This is a genomic window from Amycolatopsis sp. NPDC004378 (assembly GCF_053602455.1).
Genome location: NZ_JBSGDR010000012.1, coordinates 49,350 through 65,599 on the forward strand (window position 1 = coordinate 49,350; position 16,250 = coordinate 65,599).

18 protein-coding genes are annotated in these 16,250 nt (G+C 72.1%); 8 read left to right on the top strand and 10 right to left on the bottom strand.

Annotation, left to right across the window (positions count from 1 at the left end; all coding sequences use genetic code 11):
• Positions 1–13: 13 nt before the first annotated feature.
• From ACWEN0_RS30075 to ACWEN0_RS30090, 4 genes are all read right to left on the bottom strand, one after another.
• Positions 14–736 carry a cupin domain-containing protein gene (locus ACWEN0_RS30075; protein WP_451980876.1) on the bottom strand — a complete coding sequence of 241 codons (723 nt, stop codon included), beginning with the start codon at positions 734–736 and terminating at the stop codon, positions 14–16.
• A 10-nt stretch (positions 737–746) separates the two neighbouring features.
• On the bottom strand, positions 747–1,304 hold the full coding sequence (locus ACWEN0_RS30080; protein ID WP_451980879.1) for a TetR/AcrR family transcriptional regulator: 558 nt from the start codon (positions 1,302–1,304) through the stop codon (positions 747–749).
• Between the two features lie 82 nt (positions 1,305–1,386).
• Positions 1,387–2,106 carry a hypothetical protein gene (locus ACWEN0_RS30085; protein WP_451980882.1) on the bottom strand — a complete coding sequence of 240 codons (720 nt, stop codon included), beginning with the start codon at positions 2,104–2,106 and terminating at the stop codon, positions 1,387–1,389.
• Between the two features lie 147 nt (positions 2,107–2,253).
• A complete protein-coding gene (locus tag ACWEN0_RS30090) occupies positions 2,254–2,925 on the bottom strand; it encodes a TetR/AcrR family transcriptional regulator (protein WP_451980885.1) in 672 nt (223 codons plus the stop codon).
• A 113-nt stretch (positions 2,926–3,038) separates the two neighbouring features.
• On the opposite strand from ACWEN0_RS30090, the gene ACWEN0_RS30095 reads away from it, so the two are divergent.
• On the top strand, positions 3,039–4,256 hold the full coding sequence (locus ACWEN0_RS30095; protein ID WP_451980888.1) for an oxygenase MpaB family protein: 1,218 nt from the start codon (positions 3,039–3,041) through the stop codon (positions 4,254–4,256).
• 4 nt (positions 4,257–4,260) lie between these two features.
• On the opposite strand, the gene ACWEN0_RS30100 is transcribed toward ACWEN0_RS30095, so the two are convergent.
• Both ACWEN0_RS30100 and ACWEN0_RS30105 read right to left on the bottom strand, forming a co-directional pair.
• The gene (locus ACWEN0_RS30100) at positions 4,261–5,556 is read right to left on the bottom strand and encodes an MFS transporter (RefSeq protein WP_451980891.1); all 1,296 of its coding nucleotides are present in this window, start codon (positions 5,554–5,556) and stop codon (positions 4,261–4,263) included.
• A 4-nt stretch (positions 5,557–5,560) separates the two neighbouring features.
• Positions 5,561–6,421 (bottom strand): MurR/RpiR family transcriptional regulator, encoded by an 861-nt coding sequence (locus ACWEN0_RS30105; protein ID WP_451980894.1) that lies wholly within the window; start codon positions 6,419–6,421, stop codon positions 5,561–5,563.
• A gap of 42 nt (positions 6,422–6,463) precedes the next feature.
• Here ACWEN0_RS30105 and ACWEN0_RS30110 point away from each other — a divergent pair, with 42 nt between their 5' ends.
• Positions 6,464–7,906, top strand: a complete 1,443-nt coding sequence (locus ACWEN0_RS30110; protein ID WP_451980897.1) for an aromatic amino acid ammonia-lyase — start codon at positions 6,464–6,466, stop codon at positions 7,904–7,906.
• Between the two features lie 4 nt (positions 7,907–7,910).
• Here ACWEN0_RS30110 and ACWEN0_RS30115 read toward each other — a convergent pair whose 3' ends face one another.
• A complete protein-coding gene (locus ACWEN0_RS30115) occupies positions 7,911–8,948 on the bottom strand; it encodes an epoxide hydrolase family protein (RefSeq protein ID WP_451980900.1) in 1,038 nt (345 codons plus the stop codon).
• A 37-nt stretch (positions 8,949–8,985) separates the two neighbouring features.
• Between ACWEN0_RS30115 and ACWEN0_RS30120 the strand changes: the two genes are divergently transcribed.
• Both ACWEN0_RS30120 and ACWEN0_RS30125 read left to right on the top strand, forming a co-directional pair.
• A complete protein-coding gene (locus tag ACWEN0_RS30120) occupies positions 8,986–9,546 on the top strand; it encodes a TetR/AcrR family transcriptional regulator (protein ID WP_451980903.1) in 561 nt (186 codons plus the stop codon).
• 35 nt (positions 9,547–9,581) lie between these two features.
• Entirely contained in the window at positions 9,582–10,577 is a 996-nt protein-coding gene (locus ACWEN0_RS30125; RefSeq protein ID WP_451981543.1) for a zinc-binding alcohol dehydrogenase family protein, read from the top strand.
• On the opposite strand, the gene ACWEN0_RS30130 is transcribed toward ACWEN0_RS30125, so the two are convergent.
• Positions 10,546–11,484 carry a TerC family protein gene (locus ACWEN0_RS30130; protein ID WP_451980906.1) on the bottom strand — a complete coding sequence of 313 codons (939 nt, stop codon included), beginning with the start codon at positions 11,482–11,484 and terminating at the stop codon, positions 10,546–10,548. The two genes, ACWEN0_RS30125 and ACWEN0_RS30130, sit on opposite strands and share 32 nt — an antisense overlap.
• A gap of 188 nt (positions 11,485–11,672) precedes the next feature.
• On the opposite strand from ACWEN0_RS30130, the gene ACWEN0_RS30135 reads away from it, so the two are divergent.
• The gene (locus ACWEN0_RS30135; RefSeq protein WP_451980909.1) at positions 11,673–11,942 is read left to right on the top strand and encodes a helix-turn-helix transcriptional regulator; all 270 of its coding nucleotides are present in this window, start codon (positions 11,673–11,675) and stop codon (positions 11,940–11,942) included.
• A 7-nt stretch (positions 11,943–11,949) separates the two neighbouring features.
• On the opposite strand, the gene ACWEN0_RS30140 is transcribed toward ACWEN0_RS30135, so the two are convergent.
• A complete protein-coding gene (locus ACWEN0_RS30140; RefSeq protein WP_451980912.1) occupies positions 11,950–12,672 on the bottom strand; it encodes an SDR family NAD(P)-dependent oxidoreductase in 723 nt (240 codons plus the stop codon).
• Between the two features lie 118 nt (positions 12,673–12,790).
• Positions 12,791–12,943, bottom strand: coding sequence for a hypothetical protein (locus ACWEN0_RS30145; protein ID WP_451980915.1), 153 nt, complete (start codon positions 12,941–12,943; stop codon positions 12,791–12,793).
• 132 nt (positions 12,944–13,075) lie between these two features.
• On the opposite strand from ACWEN0_RS30145, the gene ACWEN0_RS30150 reads away from it, so the two are divergent.
• The 3 genes from ACWEN0_RS30150 to ACWEN0_RS30160 all read left to right on the top strand — a co-directional run bounded on the left by ACWEN0_RS30150 (position 13,076) and on the right by ACWEN0_RS30160 (position 16,236).
• Positions 13,076–13,300: a DUF5808 domain-containing protein gene (locus ACWEN0_RS30150; RefSeq protein ID WP_451980918.1), complete on the top strand. Its 225-nt coding sequence runs from the start codon at positions 13,076–13,078 to the stop codon at positions 13,298–13,300.
• Between the two features lie 102 nt (positions 13,301–13,402).
• Positions 13,403–15,313, top strand: a complete 1,911-nt coding sequence (locus ACWEN0_RS30155; protein ID WP_451980921.1) for a potassium transporter Kup — start codon at positions 13,403–13,405, stop codon at positions 15,311–15,313.
• A 203-nt stretch (positions 15,314–15,516) separates the two neighbouring features.
• Positions 15,517–16,236: a (Fe-S)-binding protein gene (locus tag ACWEN0_RS30160; RefSeq protein WP_451980924.1), complete on the top strand. Its 720-nt coding sequence runs from the start codon at positions 15,517–15,519 to the stop codon at positions 16,234–16,236.
• Positions 16,237–16,250 lie beyond the last annotated feature (14 nt).

The following is a 16,250-nucleotide window of genomic DNA, read 5'->3' on the forward strand; positions in this document are numbered from 1 at the left end:
CATCGTGGCACAGCTAGCTTTCGAGCGGGTCCAGGCGCGGGGTCTCGCCCGGTCCGGCGGGGAAGTGGGCGAGGAACGTGACGCCCTCTTCCTGGGCGTCGAAGCGGGCGATCCGGGCCGCTTCCGGTTCGTAGAAGACGTCGCCGGGGGTGAGCACCGCCTCGGGTTCGCCCTCGATCTGGAAGACGGCCGAACCGGTCTCGATGCTGCCGAACACCGGTCCATTGTGGACGTGCAGGCCGGAGCCTTGGTCCGGGGCGATGGTGATGCGGCGGATCTCGACGTGGTCGACCAGGCGCGGTGCCGGGAGCTGCTGCGCCATGACCAGCGTCCGCGTGACGGGCGGGGTGGGGACGGGGGCGGGTTCGGCGCCGGCCACCGGCTCGCCGAGCTCGGTCCCCGTGCCGTCTTCGGGGATTTCTTCGATGGCCAGGTGCGTCATCGCGGTGGTGTCGGTGGCGCCGTGCCAGTGCCACTCGCCGGCGGCGACGCGGACCGTGTCGCCGGCCCGGACCAGCCGGGCCGCACCGCCGCGGCACTGGACGTACCCGGTGCCTTCGGTGACGACGAGGACCTGGCCGAGCGGGTGCCGGTGCCAGCGCGTGCGGGCGCCCGGCGCGAACTGCACGCGGTCGACCCGGGTGCGCGACGGCCCGGACGGGACGGCGAGCGAGGTGATCCACGCGCTGCCGGTGACCGCGCCGGCGGGTGCGGGGGTGCTGGGGCGGACGGGCACGAAGGACTCCTCAGTGGGTGACGAGCAGGGCGAGGACACCGGAAACGGCCCGGTCGAACGGTTCGGGGGAGTTCGCGGCGCGAGCCAGCACGTAGCCGCCCTGCAGGACGGCCACGACAGTGGCGGCCAAGGCCGCGGGGTCGAGGTCCGCGGGCAGCTCACCCGCGGCCCGGCCGTCGTCGAGGACCTCGGCGAGGCGGGCCTGGAGCCGGGTGAGCGTCTCGTCGACGGGTGCGCGCAGTTCGGGGTCGGCGACGACCTCCGGGTCCTGGGTGAGCCGGCCGATGGGGCACCCCCGCAGCACTTCGCGCTCGCGGCGCAGGTACGCGGTGATCCGCTCGACGGCGGTCCCGGGCCGGCCCAGCTGGGCTTCGGCCGCGGCCAGCAGCTCTTCCGCGCTGCGCCGCACGGCTGCCAGGGCGAGCTCCCGCTTGCCGCTGAAGTGGTGGTACATGCTGCCCTGGCCGGCGCCGGCGCGCTGCTGGATGGCCTTGGGGCTGGTGCCGACGTAGCCGCGTTCCCACAGCAGCTCCCGCGTGCTGTCGACGAGCTGGTCCCGGGTGTCCATGCCGGTACTGTACATACCAGTAGGTACAGAATCCAGCGAGAAAAACGGCGAGCCCGGAGCCGGGCTCGCCGTTCCGCCGGTGTCAGGCGCCGGGGCCCGAGTAGATGTCCGCCTTCGCGGGCTCCTTGACCGGCGCCGGCTTGTCCCAGTCGGCGAAGTCGATCGTGCCGGTCTTGGGCTGCACGATGCGCAGCAGGTAGTGCGGCTCGGTGGTGGACACCGTGGCGGTGCCCTCCGAGCTGCTGTAGGTCTGGGCCGTCACGCCGGCCGGCTGGCCTTCGGTGAAGGTCGTCGTGGCCAGCTGCCCGACCGTGTTGTCGGTGAACGTCTTGTAGTCCATGAACTCCTTGAAGGCCTCGCCGATGCCGGCCCCGATCTTGGCGGTCGAGGGCACCCACTTGTCCTTGAGGAGCTTGGCCGCGCTGGAGGGCACGCCGGCTTCCTTGATCAGCGAGTCGGTGAAGCGGAAGTAGTACTTGTCGCCGACGCGCAGCACCGGGATCTCGATGCCGTCCTTGACCACGGTGCCGCTCGCGCTGTCCTGGTTGAGCTGCAGGTCCAGGTTGATGGTGCCTTCCTGGGTGATGGTGCCCCGGACGTGCACGGCGGAGGCCTTCTTGGCGGCGTCGGCGACGGCCTGGCCGACCTTGGCGGCGTCGAGGCCGGCGGGCGCGGCGGTCGACGACGGCGCGGCGGCGGCGGACGAGGTGTCGGCGGCCGGCGCGGTGGTGCCGGAAGTGCTGGAGCAGGCCGCGCAGAGAGCGGCGACAGCGACGAGTGCCGCCAGGTGAAGACGAGGCATCGGAGTCCGTTCGTGAAGGGTCCGGGCGTCCCGGACACGAACGGTGTATCGACCGAACGGGTGATCCGTTACAGCTGGTCATCAGCCGTGGGTCTTGCCGATGGGGAGCGCAGCAGGCATCCCGCAGATCGACCGGCCGGGCCGCGGTCAGGCTTCGAGCATGGGCACGAGGTAGCGGCGCGCGAGGGTGGCCAGCTGCTCGTCGTCGTCGAGGTCGATGACGTGGCTCGGGATCGCCAGGAACGATGCGGACAGCCGGACCATCAGCTCGGCCACGACGTCAGGGTCGAGCGCGGCCGGCACCGTCCCGGCGTGCTGCTCCTGCCGGAGCTGGCCGGCCACGAACTCCCGCACGGTCGCGAGGGTCCGCCCGTCGTCGGTGATCATGGACGACGCGAGCAGGCCCGGTTCCGCGGCGATGAGCCCGCCGATCAGCGGGTTGCCGCGGATGGCGCGCAGCGAGCTGACGAAGCCGAGCACCACCCGATCGGCGACCGTCTCGGCCTGCTTGATCTCGACGAGGAACCGGTCGAAGTAGCGGCGGTACTCCCGGCGCACCACGTGTTCGACGAGCGTGTCCTTCGTGGCGAACCGCCGGTAGACCGTGATGCGCGAGAGCCCGGCGCGCTTGGCGACGTCTTCCATCGTGGAGCGCTGGATGCCCATCCGGCAGAACTGCTCGTAGGCCGCGTCGAGCACCCGGACGCGGATCCGGTCCGCGTCGTCGACCTGCTCGAGCGCGTCGGTGTAGGCGCGCGCCAGCAGGGATTCCGCGCCGGGCGCGGCGGTGAACGGCGACGCCGCGGGTTCCACAGCCACCTCCTGATCCTGTCAGCTTAGGTCTTGTGACCGGCGCCCCGGCATGGTCTGATACAGAGTGCCAGATCGCGTATCAGAGTATCACGGTGATCTCAGCTCCGGGAGGAGAAGCGATGGCCAAGGACGAAGTCAGTCGCCGGCTCGCGTTGAAGCGCGGTGGGGCGCTGGGCATCCTGGGCGCGGTGACGGTGGCGTCGCCGGCGTTGTGGACGTGGCCGGCGGAGGCATCGGTCGCCCGCGTCGGGGCGGGCGCGGATCCCCGGTGGGTGTGGGACCCCGAGGCCGACCCGCTGCTCGCGGCCGTCATCGACCGCGGCGACGTGCCGAAGGTCAACGCGCTGCTGCGGACGTGGAAGACGAACGGCCAGCCCCTGCCGGACGGGCTGCCCGCGGACGTGCACGACTTCGTCGAACGGGCGCGGCAGCTGCCGTCGTGGGCCGACCCGGGCAAGCTGGCCACGTCGTTCGCGTTCACCGAGAAGCGCGGGCTCTACCTCGGCCTGTTGTACGGCCTGGCGAGCGGCATGATCAGCACGGTCATCCCGCACGAGGCCCGCGCGGTGTACTACTCCAAGGGCGGCGCGGCCATGAAGGACCGTATCTCCAAGACCGCCAAGCTCGGCTACGACATCATGACGCGCAACGCCTTCGACCCCGACGGCGAGATGATCGTGACGTGCGTCAAGACGCGGCTGGTGCACGCCGCCGTGCGCCACCTCCTGCCGCGGTCGCCGCAGTGGACGGGCACGGCCGACCAGGCGGTGCCGATCAGCCAGCGGGACCTGCTCGTCACCTGGCACAGCCTGCCCACGACCGTGATGCGGAAGCTGGTCGCGTGGGAGATCCCGATCCCGCGCGCGGAGTCCGAGGCGTACCTGCACTCCTGGCAGCTGACGGCGCACATGCTCGGCGTGGTGGACGAATACATCCCGGCGTCCTGGGCGGAAGCCGACGCGCAGGCCGACCAGGTCCTCACGCCGATCCTGGCCCCGACGGACGAGGGCATCGAGCTGGCCCGCATCCTGCTCAACCTCGGGTCCACAGTGGACGGTGGCGTGCTGAGCACGCACGTCCTGGGCGCGTTCACGCGGTACGTGCTGGGTGATCGGATCGCAGGCTGGCTGCGCATCCCGCGCGAACCGGTCTGGGACCCGCTGCTGAGCACGTCCTGGGGCCCGTTCGTCGCGGTCCGCGAAGGACTGCTGCCGTTCCCCCTGGCCCCGGCGGCGTACTGGACCTTCGACGAGTTCCTCCGCCAGGCGGCACTGCTGTTCCTGTCGGAGGGAAAGCCGATCAGCATCGAGATCCCCGAGACCAACCGGCCCTCCTGAAGGGTCAGTCCAGCATCGAGTTCTTCGTCTCCGGGGCCCACAGGACCGACACCACCAGCCCCACGACGAGGACCAGGGTCAGGATCAGCATCGTCGGGGAGAAGCCGATTCCGTCCAGGGCCAGCGGGAGCAGGAACGTGCCGATCGCCGAGCCCACGCGGCTCAAGCCGTTCAGCAGCCCGACACCCGAGCTGCGCAGGTCCGTCGGGAACAGCTCCGGCGGGTACACCTGGTCGAGGTTGACCGCCGCCGACATGGTGAACGTGAAGACCAGGAACAGCGGGAACAGCAGGGCCGTCGGGGCGTCCGGCCAGACCGCCATCGGGGCCATCGACGCGATCAGCACCGCGAACGACCAGATCGTCAGGCCGCGGCGGGTCATCTTCGCGACCAGCCACAGGCCACCGAGGCTGCCCAGGAGCAGGAACAGGTTCAGCAGGCCGTCGCTGGTCGTGTCCTCCTCGCCGATGCCGATCTTGAGCAGCACCAGCGGCAGGAACGTGTAGATCGCGAAGTACGGGATGACCTGCGCGTTGTAGAAGATCGCGCCGAACGCCGTGGCACGCCGGTACTTCCGGCCGAACAGCTCCCGGTAGCGGGCGCGCCGCTCCGGGCGGTGCGTGGCGACCAGCCGGCCGAACGCCGTTTCGTCGCCGCGCAGCCGCCGTACCACGGCGCGGGCCTCGTCGAGGCGGCCCTGGGTGAGCAGCCAGCGCGGGGACTCCGGGACGCCGATGCGCAGCAGCACCACGGCGATCGCCGGGACGCAGCTCGTCGCCAGCAGCCAGCGCCACGAGTCGCCGCCGAGGGAAACGAGGTAGTTGCCCAGGAAGAACGCCGCGACGTACCCGACCGTCCACAACACCGTCAGGGACGCGAGCAGCCCGCCGCGATACCTGCGCGGGACGAACTCGGCCACGAGCGTCGGCCCGAGCGCGTAGTCCGCGCCGATGCCGATGCCGATCAACAGCCGCAACACGAAGAGCTGCACCGGATCCTGGACGAAGAACTCCGCGGCCGACGCGACGGCGATCAGCAGGAAGTCCCAAGTGTAGAGCCGCTGGCGGCCGATCTTGTCCGCCGCCCAGCCGACGAGCACGCTGCCGAGGAAGATCCCGATCAGTGCCGACGCGCCGAGCAGGCCTTCCCAGACCGCGCCGAAGCCCAGCGAAGAGGCGATCACCGGCAGGGCGATGCTGATGATGCCCAGCTCGTAACCGTCGGAGTAGTTGGCGCAGAACGTCAACGCCGTGATGCGCAGGTGGAACCGGTTGAGCGGGACGTCGTCGAACGCCGTCACCGCCTCACTCGGGGACGAAGAGGTCGTGCTCTGCGGCATAGTCTTCGAAGCCTTCCAGTCGTTGCCGGGCCGTGGCGCCGGCCGCGTCGGCCATCGCCTCGACCAGTGCCACGGTCAGGGAAACGACCGCGGCGTGGGAGTCGAACACGAACTCCGACGCGACACCCGCGCTCAGCACGTCGTCGGCGCGGGGGGTCAACGCCGAGACGGGCCGGTCCGTGATGAGGAGCGTGCGCAGCCCCAGCGCGCGGGCGTCTTCGAGGGCGGCCAGGCTCTCCCGTGGGTAGCGGGGGAGTGCGACCAGGACCAGGGACCGCGCGCCGCACCGGTGGGCGTGGCGCAGGGAGTCGCCGAAGACGCTGCCGGAGTCGGCCAGCAGCCGGACGTCCGGGTGGATTTTCGTGGCCAGGTAAGCAAAGGACGCCGCCTGCGCCGAGGAGACGCGGTAGCCGGTCACGACGAGCGGAACGGAGTCCATCAGCCCGGCCGCGATCGTCCGCAGCCGGGTGTCGTCGGCCAGCTGCGCCCGCAGCGCCGTCAGGTTCCGGACGTCGGCGTCGATGGCGTCCTGGAACTTGTTGCCGCCGCACTCGGGTTCGGGTTCGGCCGCCGCCTCGCGCAGGTAGCGGCGGAACCCGGCGTACCCGTCGAAGCCGAGCAACGCGACGAACCGGGTGACCGACGGCTGGCTGACCTGGGCGTACTCGGCGAGCTCGGCGCTGGTGAGCGCCGCGGCCTCGGCCGCGTGGTCGGTCAGGTAGCTGGCGATGCGCCGCTGCGCCGGGGTCAGCCGGTGGGCGGTGAGCAGTTCGTGCAGCGACCGGGACACCCGGGCCTCCGTCCTTGTGTGAATGAGCAGTTTCATGTCACCTTAGGAATGAATGAAAACTTGTCAAGAGAGGTGGCGATGACCGACACGAACCGCATCGAGATCACCGGGACCGGGCTCCGGTGCGCCGACGTGGTGCGCGTGGCCCGGCGCAGCGCGTCGACCGAACTCGGCCCCGACGCGGTGAAGCGGGCCGAGTCGAGCTACCAGCTGGCCGTGGAGCTGGGCGCCAAGCGCGCGGTCTACGGCCGGACGACCGGGGTCGGCGCGAACCGGCACACCGTCGTCGACCCGGAGTCGGCCGACCACCACGGCCTGCGCCTGCTGCGCAGCCACGCGGGCGGGACCGGCGAGCCACTGCCCGACGACGCCGTGCGCGCGATCATGGCGATCCGCCTCAACCAGCTCGCCGCCGGCGGCAGCGGCGTGCACCCGCGGCTGCTGGAAGTGCTGCAGACGGCGTTGCGCGTCGGCGCGCTCCCGCACGTCCACGCGCGCGGGGCCATCGGCACCGGCGACCTCGCCCAGCTCGCCGAGATCGCCCTGACCCTCGCGGGCGAGCTGCCGTGGGCGGCGGGCGACCTCGACCCGGTCGCGATCAGCCCGGGCGACGCGCTCGCGTTCATCTCCAGCAACGCCGCCACCCTCGGCGAGGCCGTGCTGGCCTGGCACGACCTGAGCCGGCTGCTCGCCGCGAGCCACGTCGTCACCGCGCTGACGTTCTGCGCGCTCGGCGGCTCGGCCGAGGCGTACTCGGAGCGCGTCCACGCCGCGCGGCCGCACCCGGGCGCCGTCCGGTGCGCCGCGGAACTGCGCCGCCTGCTCACCGGTGTCGCGGAGGGGCGCCGGCTGCAGGATCCGTTCGGGCTGCGGGCTTTTCCCCAGGTGCAGGGCCCGGCACTGGACGCGGCGGCGGCCGTCGAACGGGTGCTGGCCATCGACCTCAACGCCGCCGCGGAGAACCCGCTGATCGACGTCGGGACCGAGCAGGCCTACCACCACGGCCAGTTCTCGACGGCCCACGTCGCGCTGGCGTTCGACCAGCTGCGCGCGGCGCTGCACCACGTCGCGGAGCTGTCGACCGCGCGGCTCGGCGACCTCGTGGAGCCGGACCTGAGCGGCCTGCCGCCGTTCCTGGCCGAGGGCCCGGCGGGCAGCTCGGGCATCATGATCCTCGAGTACGTCGCGCACGACGCCCTGGGCACGCTGCGCCACGCGGCCGCCCCGGTCACGCTCGGCACGGCCGTGATCTCCCGCGGTCTGGAGGACCACGCGAGCTTCTCGACGCACGCGGTCCGCAGCACCGTCGTGGCCACCGCCGCGTACCGGACGGTGCTGGCGTGCGAGCTGCTCGGCGCGGTGCGCGCCCTGCGGATGGCGGACGCGAGGCTGCCGGACACGCCACTGCGGGAAGCGTTCCGCCTCGCCGACGGCGGCCTGCCGCACATCCGGGAAGACCACCCGCTCAGCGCGGAGATCAAGGAGGCCGAGCGCCTGCTGGACCGGCTCGCGGTGCTGTGAGGCTTCAGCCGAGCTCGACCGCGCGGTGGACGTCGGCGGCGTAGGCCTCGGGTTGTTCCCAGGCGGCGAAGTGGCCGCCGGCCGGGTGCGTCACGTAGTCGCGGAGGTTCAGGAACGCCTCGGCGTAGCTCCGCGGTTCGGGCTTGAGGTCGTGCGGGAACACGGAAAGCACGGTCGGCGTGCCGATCCGGGCGGGGAGGGTGACCGGCTCGGTGTAGGTGGTGAACGACGTGCCGATCGTGCCGCTGACCCAGTAGGCGGTGATCCAGGTGAGCAGTTCGTCCGGGGTGAACGCCGGTCCGTCGGACCAGGAATCGAGCTTCTCGGCGAGCCACGCGGCGAGGCCCGCGGGGGAGTCGCCGAGCGCGACGGCGAGGGTGTTCGGCCGCGTCGACTGCGCGGCGATGTACCCGCCCTCTGCCCGGAACCACTGCGCCGACCGGGCCAGGTAGGCCGCGGCGTCGGGGGTGAGCGCCGCCGGGTCGGCCGTGAGCGCGCGCTGCGGAGCGACGTTGGTCAGGTGCAGGGCCACCACCCGCTCGGGGTGGGCGCCGGCGAGGACTTCCGCGACGGTGCCGCCCACGTCACCGCCCGACAGCGTGTAGCGCGGGTAGCCGAGTTCGGCGAGCGCGCCGGCGACGAGCTCCGCGATCCGGCCGGCCGACATGCCGGGCGCGGTCAGTGGTGCCGCGAACGGGAAGCCCGGCAGTGCGGGCACGACCACGTGCAGGTCCGTGAGCAGCGGCAGGACGCGCTCGAACCGCAGCACCGAGTCCGGCCAGCCGTGCAGCAGCACGACGACCGGAGCCCGGGGATCCCTGGATCGCTGGTGGATCACGCGTAGTTCGGTGCCGCCCACCGGCACGGTCGCCCAGGGAAGCGCGCCGATCCGGCATTCGTGGGTGGCCCAGTCGTAGCCGCCGGCCCAGTGGTCGAGGAGCTCGTCGAGGCGGGTGCCGGTGATGCCGCGGGTCGCGTCGTCGCTCCAGGGGAGCGCGACCCGTCTGGTCCGCCGGAGTCGTTCCCGTAGTCCGTCCGTCATGTGTACGACGATACACATCATGTGTATGCTCGTACACATGATTGCGCGCGACGCGGCGGCCACCCGGCAGCGGATCCTGGAGCAGGCGAAACGCCAGTTCGCCCGGCACGGGTACACGGCGATCACGGTCAAGGGCGTGGCCGACGCGGCCGGGGTGTCGCCCAACCTCATCACGCGCTACTTCGGCGGCAAGGACGGGCTTTTCCTGGCCGCGGCCCGGGTCGAGATCCCGGTCGCGGACTCCTTCGACGGCGACCGGTCCGCGCTGGGCGCCCGGCTCGCGGCGAGCATCGTCCGGCGCTGGACCGGCGAGCCGGGGGAGGACCCGTTGCTGGTGCTGCAACGCGCGTCCGGGGAACGCCCCGAGGCGGCCGAGGCCCTCGCCGCCTTCCTCGACACGAACTCGCTGGAACCCCTGCACCGGTACCTGTGCGAAAGCGGTCTGGACGACGCGGAAGCCCGCGACCGGGCGGCCGCGATCGACGCCTTCGTGCTCGGCGTCTCGACCCGGCGCCGCGTCCTGCGGGCCGAACTCGGCGATCCCGCGGCGCTCGAGGCCTGGCTGGCCGCCACCATCCAGCGCCTTGCCGACGGCTGATCGTGCGGGATGCTGGCCGCATGACCGCGACGGAAATGCACGCTTGGCGCGTCACCCGGCCCGGGCCGATCGCTTCGGGCCCGCTCGAGTGGGCGCGCGTGCCCGTGCCGCGGCCCGGCGCCGGCGAGCTGCTGGTGCGGGTCCTGGTGTGCGGGGTGTGCCGGACGGACCTGCACGTGACCGAAGGCGACCTGCCCGTGCACCGGCCCGGGGTGACGCCGGGGCACGAGGTCGTCGGCGAGGTGGTCGCGCTGGGCGACGACGTCACCGGGTTCGCCGTGGGCGATCGGGCCGGCATCGCGTGGCTGCGATCCACGTGCGGGAAGTGCCGGTATTGCCTGCGGGGACGGGAAAACCTGTGCCCGGACTCGCGCTACACGGGCTGGGACGCGGACGGCGGGTACGCCGAGTACGCCGTCGTCCCGGCCGCGTACGCGCTTTCGTTGCCGGGCGGCTATTCCGACGACGAGCTCGCGCCGCTGCTGTGCGCCGGGCTGATCGGCTACCGCGCGCTCGTGCGGGCCGGGCTGCCCGAGGGCGGGAGGCTCGGCATCTACGGCTTCGGCGGCAGCGCGCACCTGACGGCCCAGGTGGCGATCGCGCGCGGGGCGACGGTGCACGTGGTCACCCGCAGCGCCGAAGCCCGGCAGCTGGCGCTCGACCTCGGGGCGGCGTCCGCCCAGGACGGGCCGCCGCCGGAGCCGCTGGACTCGGCGATCCTGTTCGCCCCGGCCGGTGCCCTGGTGCCGCCCGCGCTGGCGGCGCTCGACCGCGGCGGCACGCTCGCCGTCGCGGGCATCCACCTCTCCGACGTGCCCGCCCTGAACTACCAGAGGCACCTGTTCCAGGAACGCCAGATCCGCAGCGTCACGGCGAACACCCGCGAAGACGCGCGGGAGTTCCTGGCCTTCGCGGGCGAGCACCACCTAAGCGTGCGCACGGTGCCGTACGCGCTCGCCGCCGGCCGGCGAGCGCTGGCGGACCTGGCGGCCGACCTCGTCACCGGCGCGGCGGTGCTGCGCGCGACGTGACGTCCGCGCGCGTCCGGAGCAGGCTCGCGGCCACGGCCGTCGCGAGGATCAGGCCGACCACGCCCAGCGACAGCGCCGTCGGGATCTTCCAGACCTCCAGCAGCAGCATCTTCACGCCGACCCAGACCAGCACCAGCGCCAGGCCGAGCTTGAGGTGGACGAAGCGGTGCATGAGGTCGGCGAGCAGGAAGTACAGCGCCCGCAGGCCGAGGATGGCGAAGGCGTTCGACGTGAACACCAGGAACGGTTCCTGCGTCACGGCGAAGATCGCCGGGATCGAGTCGACCGCGAAGACGACGTCGGTGACCTCGATCAGCACCAGCACCGCGAGCAGGGGCGTCGCCACCCAGCGGCCGGCTTCGCGGACGAGGAACTTCTTGCCGTGGTGGACGTCGGTCGACGGGACCTTGCGGAACACGCGCAGGACGACGTTCCGGTCGTAGTCCACCGCCTCCGAGCGGTGCAGCGCCATCCGGATCCCGGTCAGCACCAGGAAAGCGCCGAACACGTAGAGGACCCAGGCGAAGCTCGCGAGCAGCGCGGAGCCGGCGGCGATGAACACCGCCCGGAACACGAGAGCGCCGATGACGCCGTAGAACAGGACGCGGTGCTGGTGTTCCCGCGGCACGGCGAAGTAGCCGAAGATGATCGCGAACACGAAGACGTTGTCGACGGCCAAGGACTTCTCGATCACGTACCCGGCGAAGTACTGGCCCGCGAACTCCGCGCCCCAGACCCACCAGACGACGACGCCGAACGCGACGCCCAGGGCGACCCAGACACCGGACCACGCCAGCGCCTCGCGGACGCCGACGACGTGGGCCTTGCGGTGGGCGACGAGGTCGACCGCGAGCATGAGCAGGATGACGCCGAGCACAGCGGCCCAGGCCCAGATCGGGACGGTCACAGCACAGTCCTCCGGTTCGGTGGCGAACCGGAGGTCTTCCCGGCCACCTGGGACAGGTGGCGCCGGCACCGGGTCTGCGCCAGGGCAGCCGGATTGACGATGCCGGACCGGGCGGGTACTCCCCTCCGTCCACTCCAGAATGACGAACTGCGCTTCGTCTGTCAAGTGTGGACGGCTAGGCTGCCCGCATGGCTTCGTGGACGTTCCTGAGCAACCACGCGCACGTCCTGCTGTGCCTGGCCGCCGACCCGGACCGGAAGCTGCACGACATCGCCGAGCGCGTCGGCATCACCGAGCGCGGCGTGCAGCTGATCCTCGCGGACCTGATCGCGGGCGGCTACGTCGAACGCGAGCGCGTGGGCCGGCGCAACCACTACACGATCCACCCGGAAGGACGGCTGCGGCACCCGCTCGAAGCGCACCACCGGGTGGCCGACCTGGTCGCGGCCCTCGGCTGAGGCGCGCTCAGGAGACGAACTGCTGGCCGCCGTCGATGTCGTACGTCGCACCCGTGAGCGCCGTGTTGGTCATGAGGTGGACCGCCAGCGCGGCGACGTCGGCGGGCCCGACCACGCGGCCGATCGGCAGCGTGGCGCGCAGCTCGGCCCGGCGTTCGTCGAGCTTGTCGCCGAGCAGCGACGCCGAAAGCGGCGTGTCGACGAAGCCGGCGGCGATCAGGTTGACGCGCACGGGCGCGAGTTCGAGCGCGAGGGCCGCGGTGAACGGCGGCAGCGCGGCGGTCGCCGCCGAGACGATGCCGAGCCCGTGCCCGATCCGCCGGCCGCCGGTGCCGCCCATCAGCAGCAGCGTGCCGCCGGCCCGCATCTTCGGCGCGGCGTGCCGCGCGACCTCGAGCGAGACGACGATGTGGTCGCTGACCGCCGTCCGCACTTCCTCGGCGGTCATCCCCAGCAGCGGCCCGTAGCGCGGGCCGCCCGCGGTGACGAGCACGTGGTCGATCGGGCCGGGCAGGGTCCCGAAGAACTGCGCGACGGACCGCGCGTCGGCGGCGTCGAACGCGGCGGTGCTGCGGGCGCCCAGCGTCTCGGCCGCCCGCTCGAGCTTGGCCGGATCCCGGCCGGTGAGCACGACCTCGGCGCCTTCGGCACGCGCCAGCCGCGCCGTCTCGAACCCGATGCCGGCGCTGCCGCCGACCAGCACCACCGTCTGCCCGTCGAGGTCCTTCATGCCGGCAGCTCCGTTCCCGCCCGTCGCGCGGCGTCCCCTTGGCCGGTGTAAGGCCACCGTAGCGCGCTCCGGCGGGTGCGGAGACGGCCGATCGCCGGGATTTCGCGGTGCGAACGGCTCACGGCAGGCGGTCGCCCGGCGGGGCGACCTCCAGCCCGGCCGCCTCGGGGTTCTCGTCGTGGCTCGCGAGCCACTTGCCGGTCACGTGCAGGAGCACGGTCACCACCACGAACCCGCCGATCAGGACCAGCGCCCAGGACAGATCACTCATGGCTTCGAGGATGCGGCCGCGCGGCCGGGCCGGGCGAGACCCGCCAACGGGACCTTGACCGCGGATCCCGTGGGCTTGACGCCGTCTTGACCACGGATCGCGCGCCGGGCGCGGACGTGCGATGGTGCGGGCATGGCCGGATCCGAAGAAGACCGCAAGCGGCCGATCGAACCCCAGGGCCGCGCCGCCGGGATGCCCTACGACTGGCGCCGCCCGACCGCCGACCGCGTGCGGGCCCGGGTGTGGAACCCGGACGAGCCGCGCCTCTGGACCCCGAAGGCGTTCGGGTGGGGCTACGACCTGAACCTGTACTGGCTCGTGCATCCGCGGCGCTACCTGCGTGCGCGCCGGCGCTAAAATTTCGTAAAGACGGGGGAAACGCCCTTCGGCCCGTCGTGGGGGAACGACGTCCTGCGGGTGCGGGCCACTAGGGTCGCACCCTATGCGGAGAGGGACCACGTGAGCGGGACGACCAAGCGCGACACCGTCCGGCTGGGGCTGGTGATCGGCGCGCTCGGCGTGGTGTTCGGCGACATCGGCACGAGCCCGATCTACACGCTCCAGACCGTCTTCAACCCCGCCGACCCGCACCCCGTCCCGGTGACCCCGGACAACGTGTTCGGCGTGGTGTCGCTGATCTTCTGGTCGGTGATGATCATCGTCACCGTCACGTACGTGTTGCTGGCGATGCGCGCCGACAACGACGGCGAGGGCGGCATCATGGCCCTCATCACGCTGCTGCGGCGCTGGAGCGGCCAGCGGGGCAGGCGCGCCGCGGTGGCGCTGGCCGGGCTCGGGATCTTCGGCGCCGCCCTGTTCTTCGGCGACAGCATGATCACCCCGGCGATCTCCGTGCTCTCCGCGGTCGAGGGCCTCAAGGTCGTCTCGGACGGCCTCGGCGACTGGGTCGTGCCGATCACCGCGGTCATCATCATCGGGCTGTTCCTGGTGCAGCGGCGCGGGACGGCCGCGGTCGGGCGGGTGTTCGGGCCGGTCATGATCGCCTGGTTCACGGTGATCGGCGTGTGCGGCATCGCCGGGATCGCCGGGCACCCGGAGATCCTGAAGGCGCTCTCGCCGACGTACGCGATCGGGTTCATGACCGGGCACTTCGACATCGCGTTCTTCGCGCTGGCGGCGGTCGTGCTGTCGGTGACCGGCGCCGAAGCCCTGTACGCCGACATGGGCCACTTCGGCCGGCGGGCGATCACCCGCGGCTGGCTGCTGCTGGTGCTGCCCGCGTGCGTGCTCAGCTACCTCGGCCAGGGCGCGCTGATCCTCGAGGACCCGGCGAACGTCAGCAGCCCGTTCTTCCTGCTGGTGCCGGGCTGGGGCCGGCTGCTGATGGTGGTGCTGGCCACGGCCGCGACGGTGATCGCGTCCCAGGCGGTCATCACGGGCGCGTACTCGGTCGCGGCGCAGGCGGCCCAGCTCGGCTACCTGCCGCGGCTGCGGATCGCGCACACCTCGGAGACCGAGCGCGGCCAGATCTACGTCCCGTGGATCAACTGGCTGCTGATGGTTTCGGTGCTGACGCTGGTGTTCGCGTTCCGCAGCTCGACGGCGCTGGCGTTCGCGTTCGGCATGGCGGTCACCGGCACGATCACCATCACCACCCTGCTGTTCTTCTACATCGCCCGGCAGAAGTGGGGGACGCCGCGCTGGCTGATCGGCATCGGCGCGACCGTCCTGCTGGTCGTGGACCTGCTGTTCGTCGCGGCCAACCTGACCAAGCTCGTGCACGGCGCGTGGCTGCCGCTGCTGATCGGCCTCACGGCGTTCACGATCATGACGACCTGGCAGCGCGGCCGGCAGATCGTCACCGCCGAGCGCGAACGCCGCGAAGGCCCGCTCCGGGAGTTCATCGACGAACTGGCCGACCGGGACACCCCGACCCGGCGCGTCCCGGGCACGGCGGTCTTCCTCAACCGCGGCGGCGCGACGGCGCCGCTGGCCCTGCGCGCCAACGCCGAGCACAACCACGTCCGGCACGAGCAGGTCGTCATCATGTCCCTGGAAACCGAGCCGGTCCCGCGAGTGCCGCCCGGCCAGCGCGTGACGGTGGAGGACCTGGGCCACAGCGACGACGGGATCGTCTTCGTCACGGCCCGCTACGGCTACATGGAGACGCCGGACGTCCCGGGCGCACTGGCGCGCCTGGACCCGGCGGAGACCGAGGGCCGGCTGAACGTGGACGAAGCGTCGTATTTCCTGTCGAAGATCGAGCTGCAGCGCGGCCCGGAACCGACCATGGCGAGCTGGCGCAAGCGCCTGTTCATCGCGACGTCGTACATCACCGCGGACGCCGCGGAGTACTTCGGCCTGCCCCGCGACCGCACGGTGATCATGGGCTCCCACATCGACGTTTAGTCGTGCGCGGGCGTAGGCGCAGGCCCCGCCGCTGCCGCACGATCGCCCTCGACGGCGCCGCCGTGCGCGGGAGCGGTCGGCACCATCTCGGCACATCTCGGCAAAGCGGCCCTTCGCGGCCGTGGGGTTGAAACGAAATAACGGCTCGTAGTAGCGTCGGGGCACCGAAGATGTGAAACCTTTCAACCCAAAGGCGGGGGCGCATGAAGGTCGCCGTGCTGGTCACGTGCATCAACGACGCCCTCTTCCCGGAGACCGGCAAGGCCGTCTTCCGGCTGCTGCGCCGGCTCGGCGTGGACGCCGACTTCCCGGCCGCCCAGACCTGCTGCGGCCAGCCGATGATCAACACCGGCTACCTCGACGAGGCCGTGCCGGTCGTGCGCGCGTTCACCCGCGCCTTCGCCGGGTACGACGCCGTCGTGACGCCGTCCGGCTCCTGCGCGGGCTCGGCGCGGCACCAGCACGCCCTCGTCGCGCGGCGGGCCGGTGACCTCCCGGCCGCCGGCCCGAAGGTCTACGAGCTGAGCGAGTTCCTCGTCGACGTGCTCGGCGTGACCGATGTGGACGCCTACTTCCCGCACCGCGTCACCTACCACCCGACCTGCCATTCCCTGCGCATGCTCGGGGTCGGCGACCGGCCGCTGCGGCTGCTGCGCGCGGTCCGCGGGCTCGATCTCGTCGAACTGCCCGCCGCCGGGGAATGCTGCGGCTTCGGCGGCACCTTCGCGCTCAAGAACGCCGGTACATCCACCGCGATGGGCGCCGACAAGGCCCGGCACGTCGCGGAAACCGGCGCGGAAGTGCTCGTCGCGGGCGACAACTCGTGCCTGCTGCACATCGGCGGGCTGCTGTCGCGGCAGCGCTCCGGCGTCCGCGTGCTGCACCTCGCCGACGTGCTGGCTTCGACCGAGGAGGACGCGTGAGCGCCACGTTCGTC

Bases quoted from the DNA above. Each gene is read 5' to 3' on its own strand.
- ACWEN0_RS30140 (WP_451980912.1), bottom strand. From the start codon at position 12,672: ATGAAGGACCTCGACGGGCAGACGGTGGTGCTGGTCGGCGGCAGCGCC.
- ACWEN0_RS30085 (WP_451980882.1), bottom strand. From the start codon at position 2,106: ATGCCTCGTCTTCACCTGGCGGCACTCGTCGCTGTCGCCGCTCTCTGC.
- ACWEN0_RS30110 (WP_451980897.1), top strand. From the start codon at position 6,464: ATGACCGACACGAACCGCATCGAGATCACCGGGACCGGGCTCCGGTGC.
- ACWEN0_RS30095 (WP_451980888.1), top strand. From the start codon at position 3,039: ATGGCCAAGGACGAAGTCAGTCGCCGGCTCGCGTTGAAGCGCGGTGGG.
- ACWEN0_RS30125 (WP_451981543.1), top strand. From the start codon at position 9,582: ATGCACGCTTGGCGCGTCACCCGGCCCGGGCCGATCGCTTCGGGCCCG.
- ACWEN0_RS30120 (WP_451980903.1), top strand. From the start codon at position 8,986: ATGATTGCGCGCGACGCGGCGGCCACCCGGCAGCGGATCCTGGAGCAG.
- ACWEN0_RS30150 (WP_451980918.1), top strand. From the start codon at position 13,076: ATGGCCGGATCCGAAGAAGACCGCAAGCGGCCGATCGAACCCCAGGGC.
- ACWEN0_RS30080 (WP_451980879.1), bottom strand. From the start codon at position 1,304: ATGGACACCCGGGACCAGCTCGTCGACAGCACGCGGGAGCTGCTGTGG.
- ACWEN0_RS30115 (WP_451980900.1), bottom strand. From the start codon at position 8,948: ATGACGGACGGACTACGGGAACGACTCCGGCGGACCAGACGGGTCGCG.
- ACWEN0_RS30105 (WP_451980894.1), bottom strand. From the start codon at position 6,421: ATGAAACTGCTCATTCACACAAGGACGGAGGCCCGGGTGTCCCGGTCG.
- ACWEN0_RS30135 (WP_451980909.1), top strand. From the start codon at position 11,673: ATGGCTTCGTGGACGTTCCTGAGCAACCACGCGCACGTCCTGCTGTGC.
- ACWEN0_RS30145 (WP_451980915.1), bottom strand. From the start codon at position 12,943: ATGAGTGATCTGTCCTGGGCGCTGGTCCTGATCGGCGGGTTCGTGGTG.
- ACWEN0_RS30160 (WP_451980924.1), top strand. From the start codon at position 15,517: ATGAAGGTCGCCGTGCTGGTCACGTGCATCAACGACGCCCTCTTCCCG.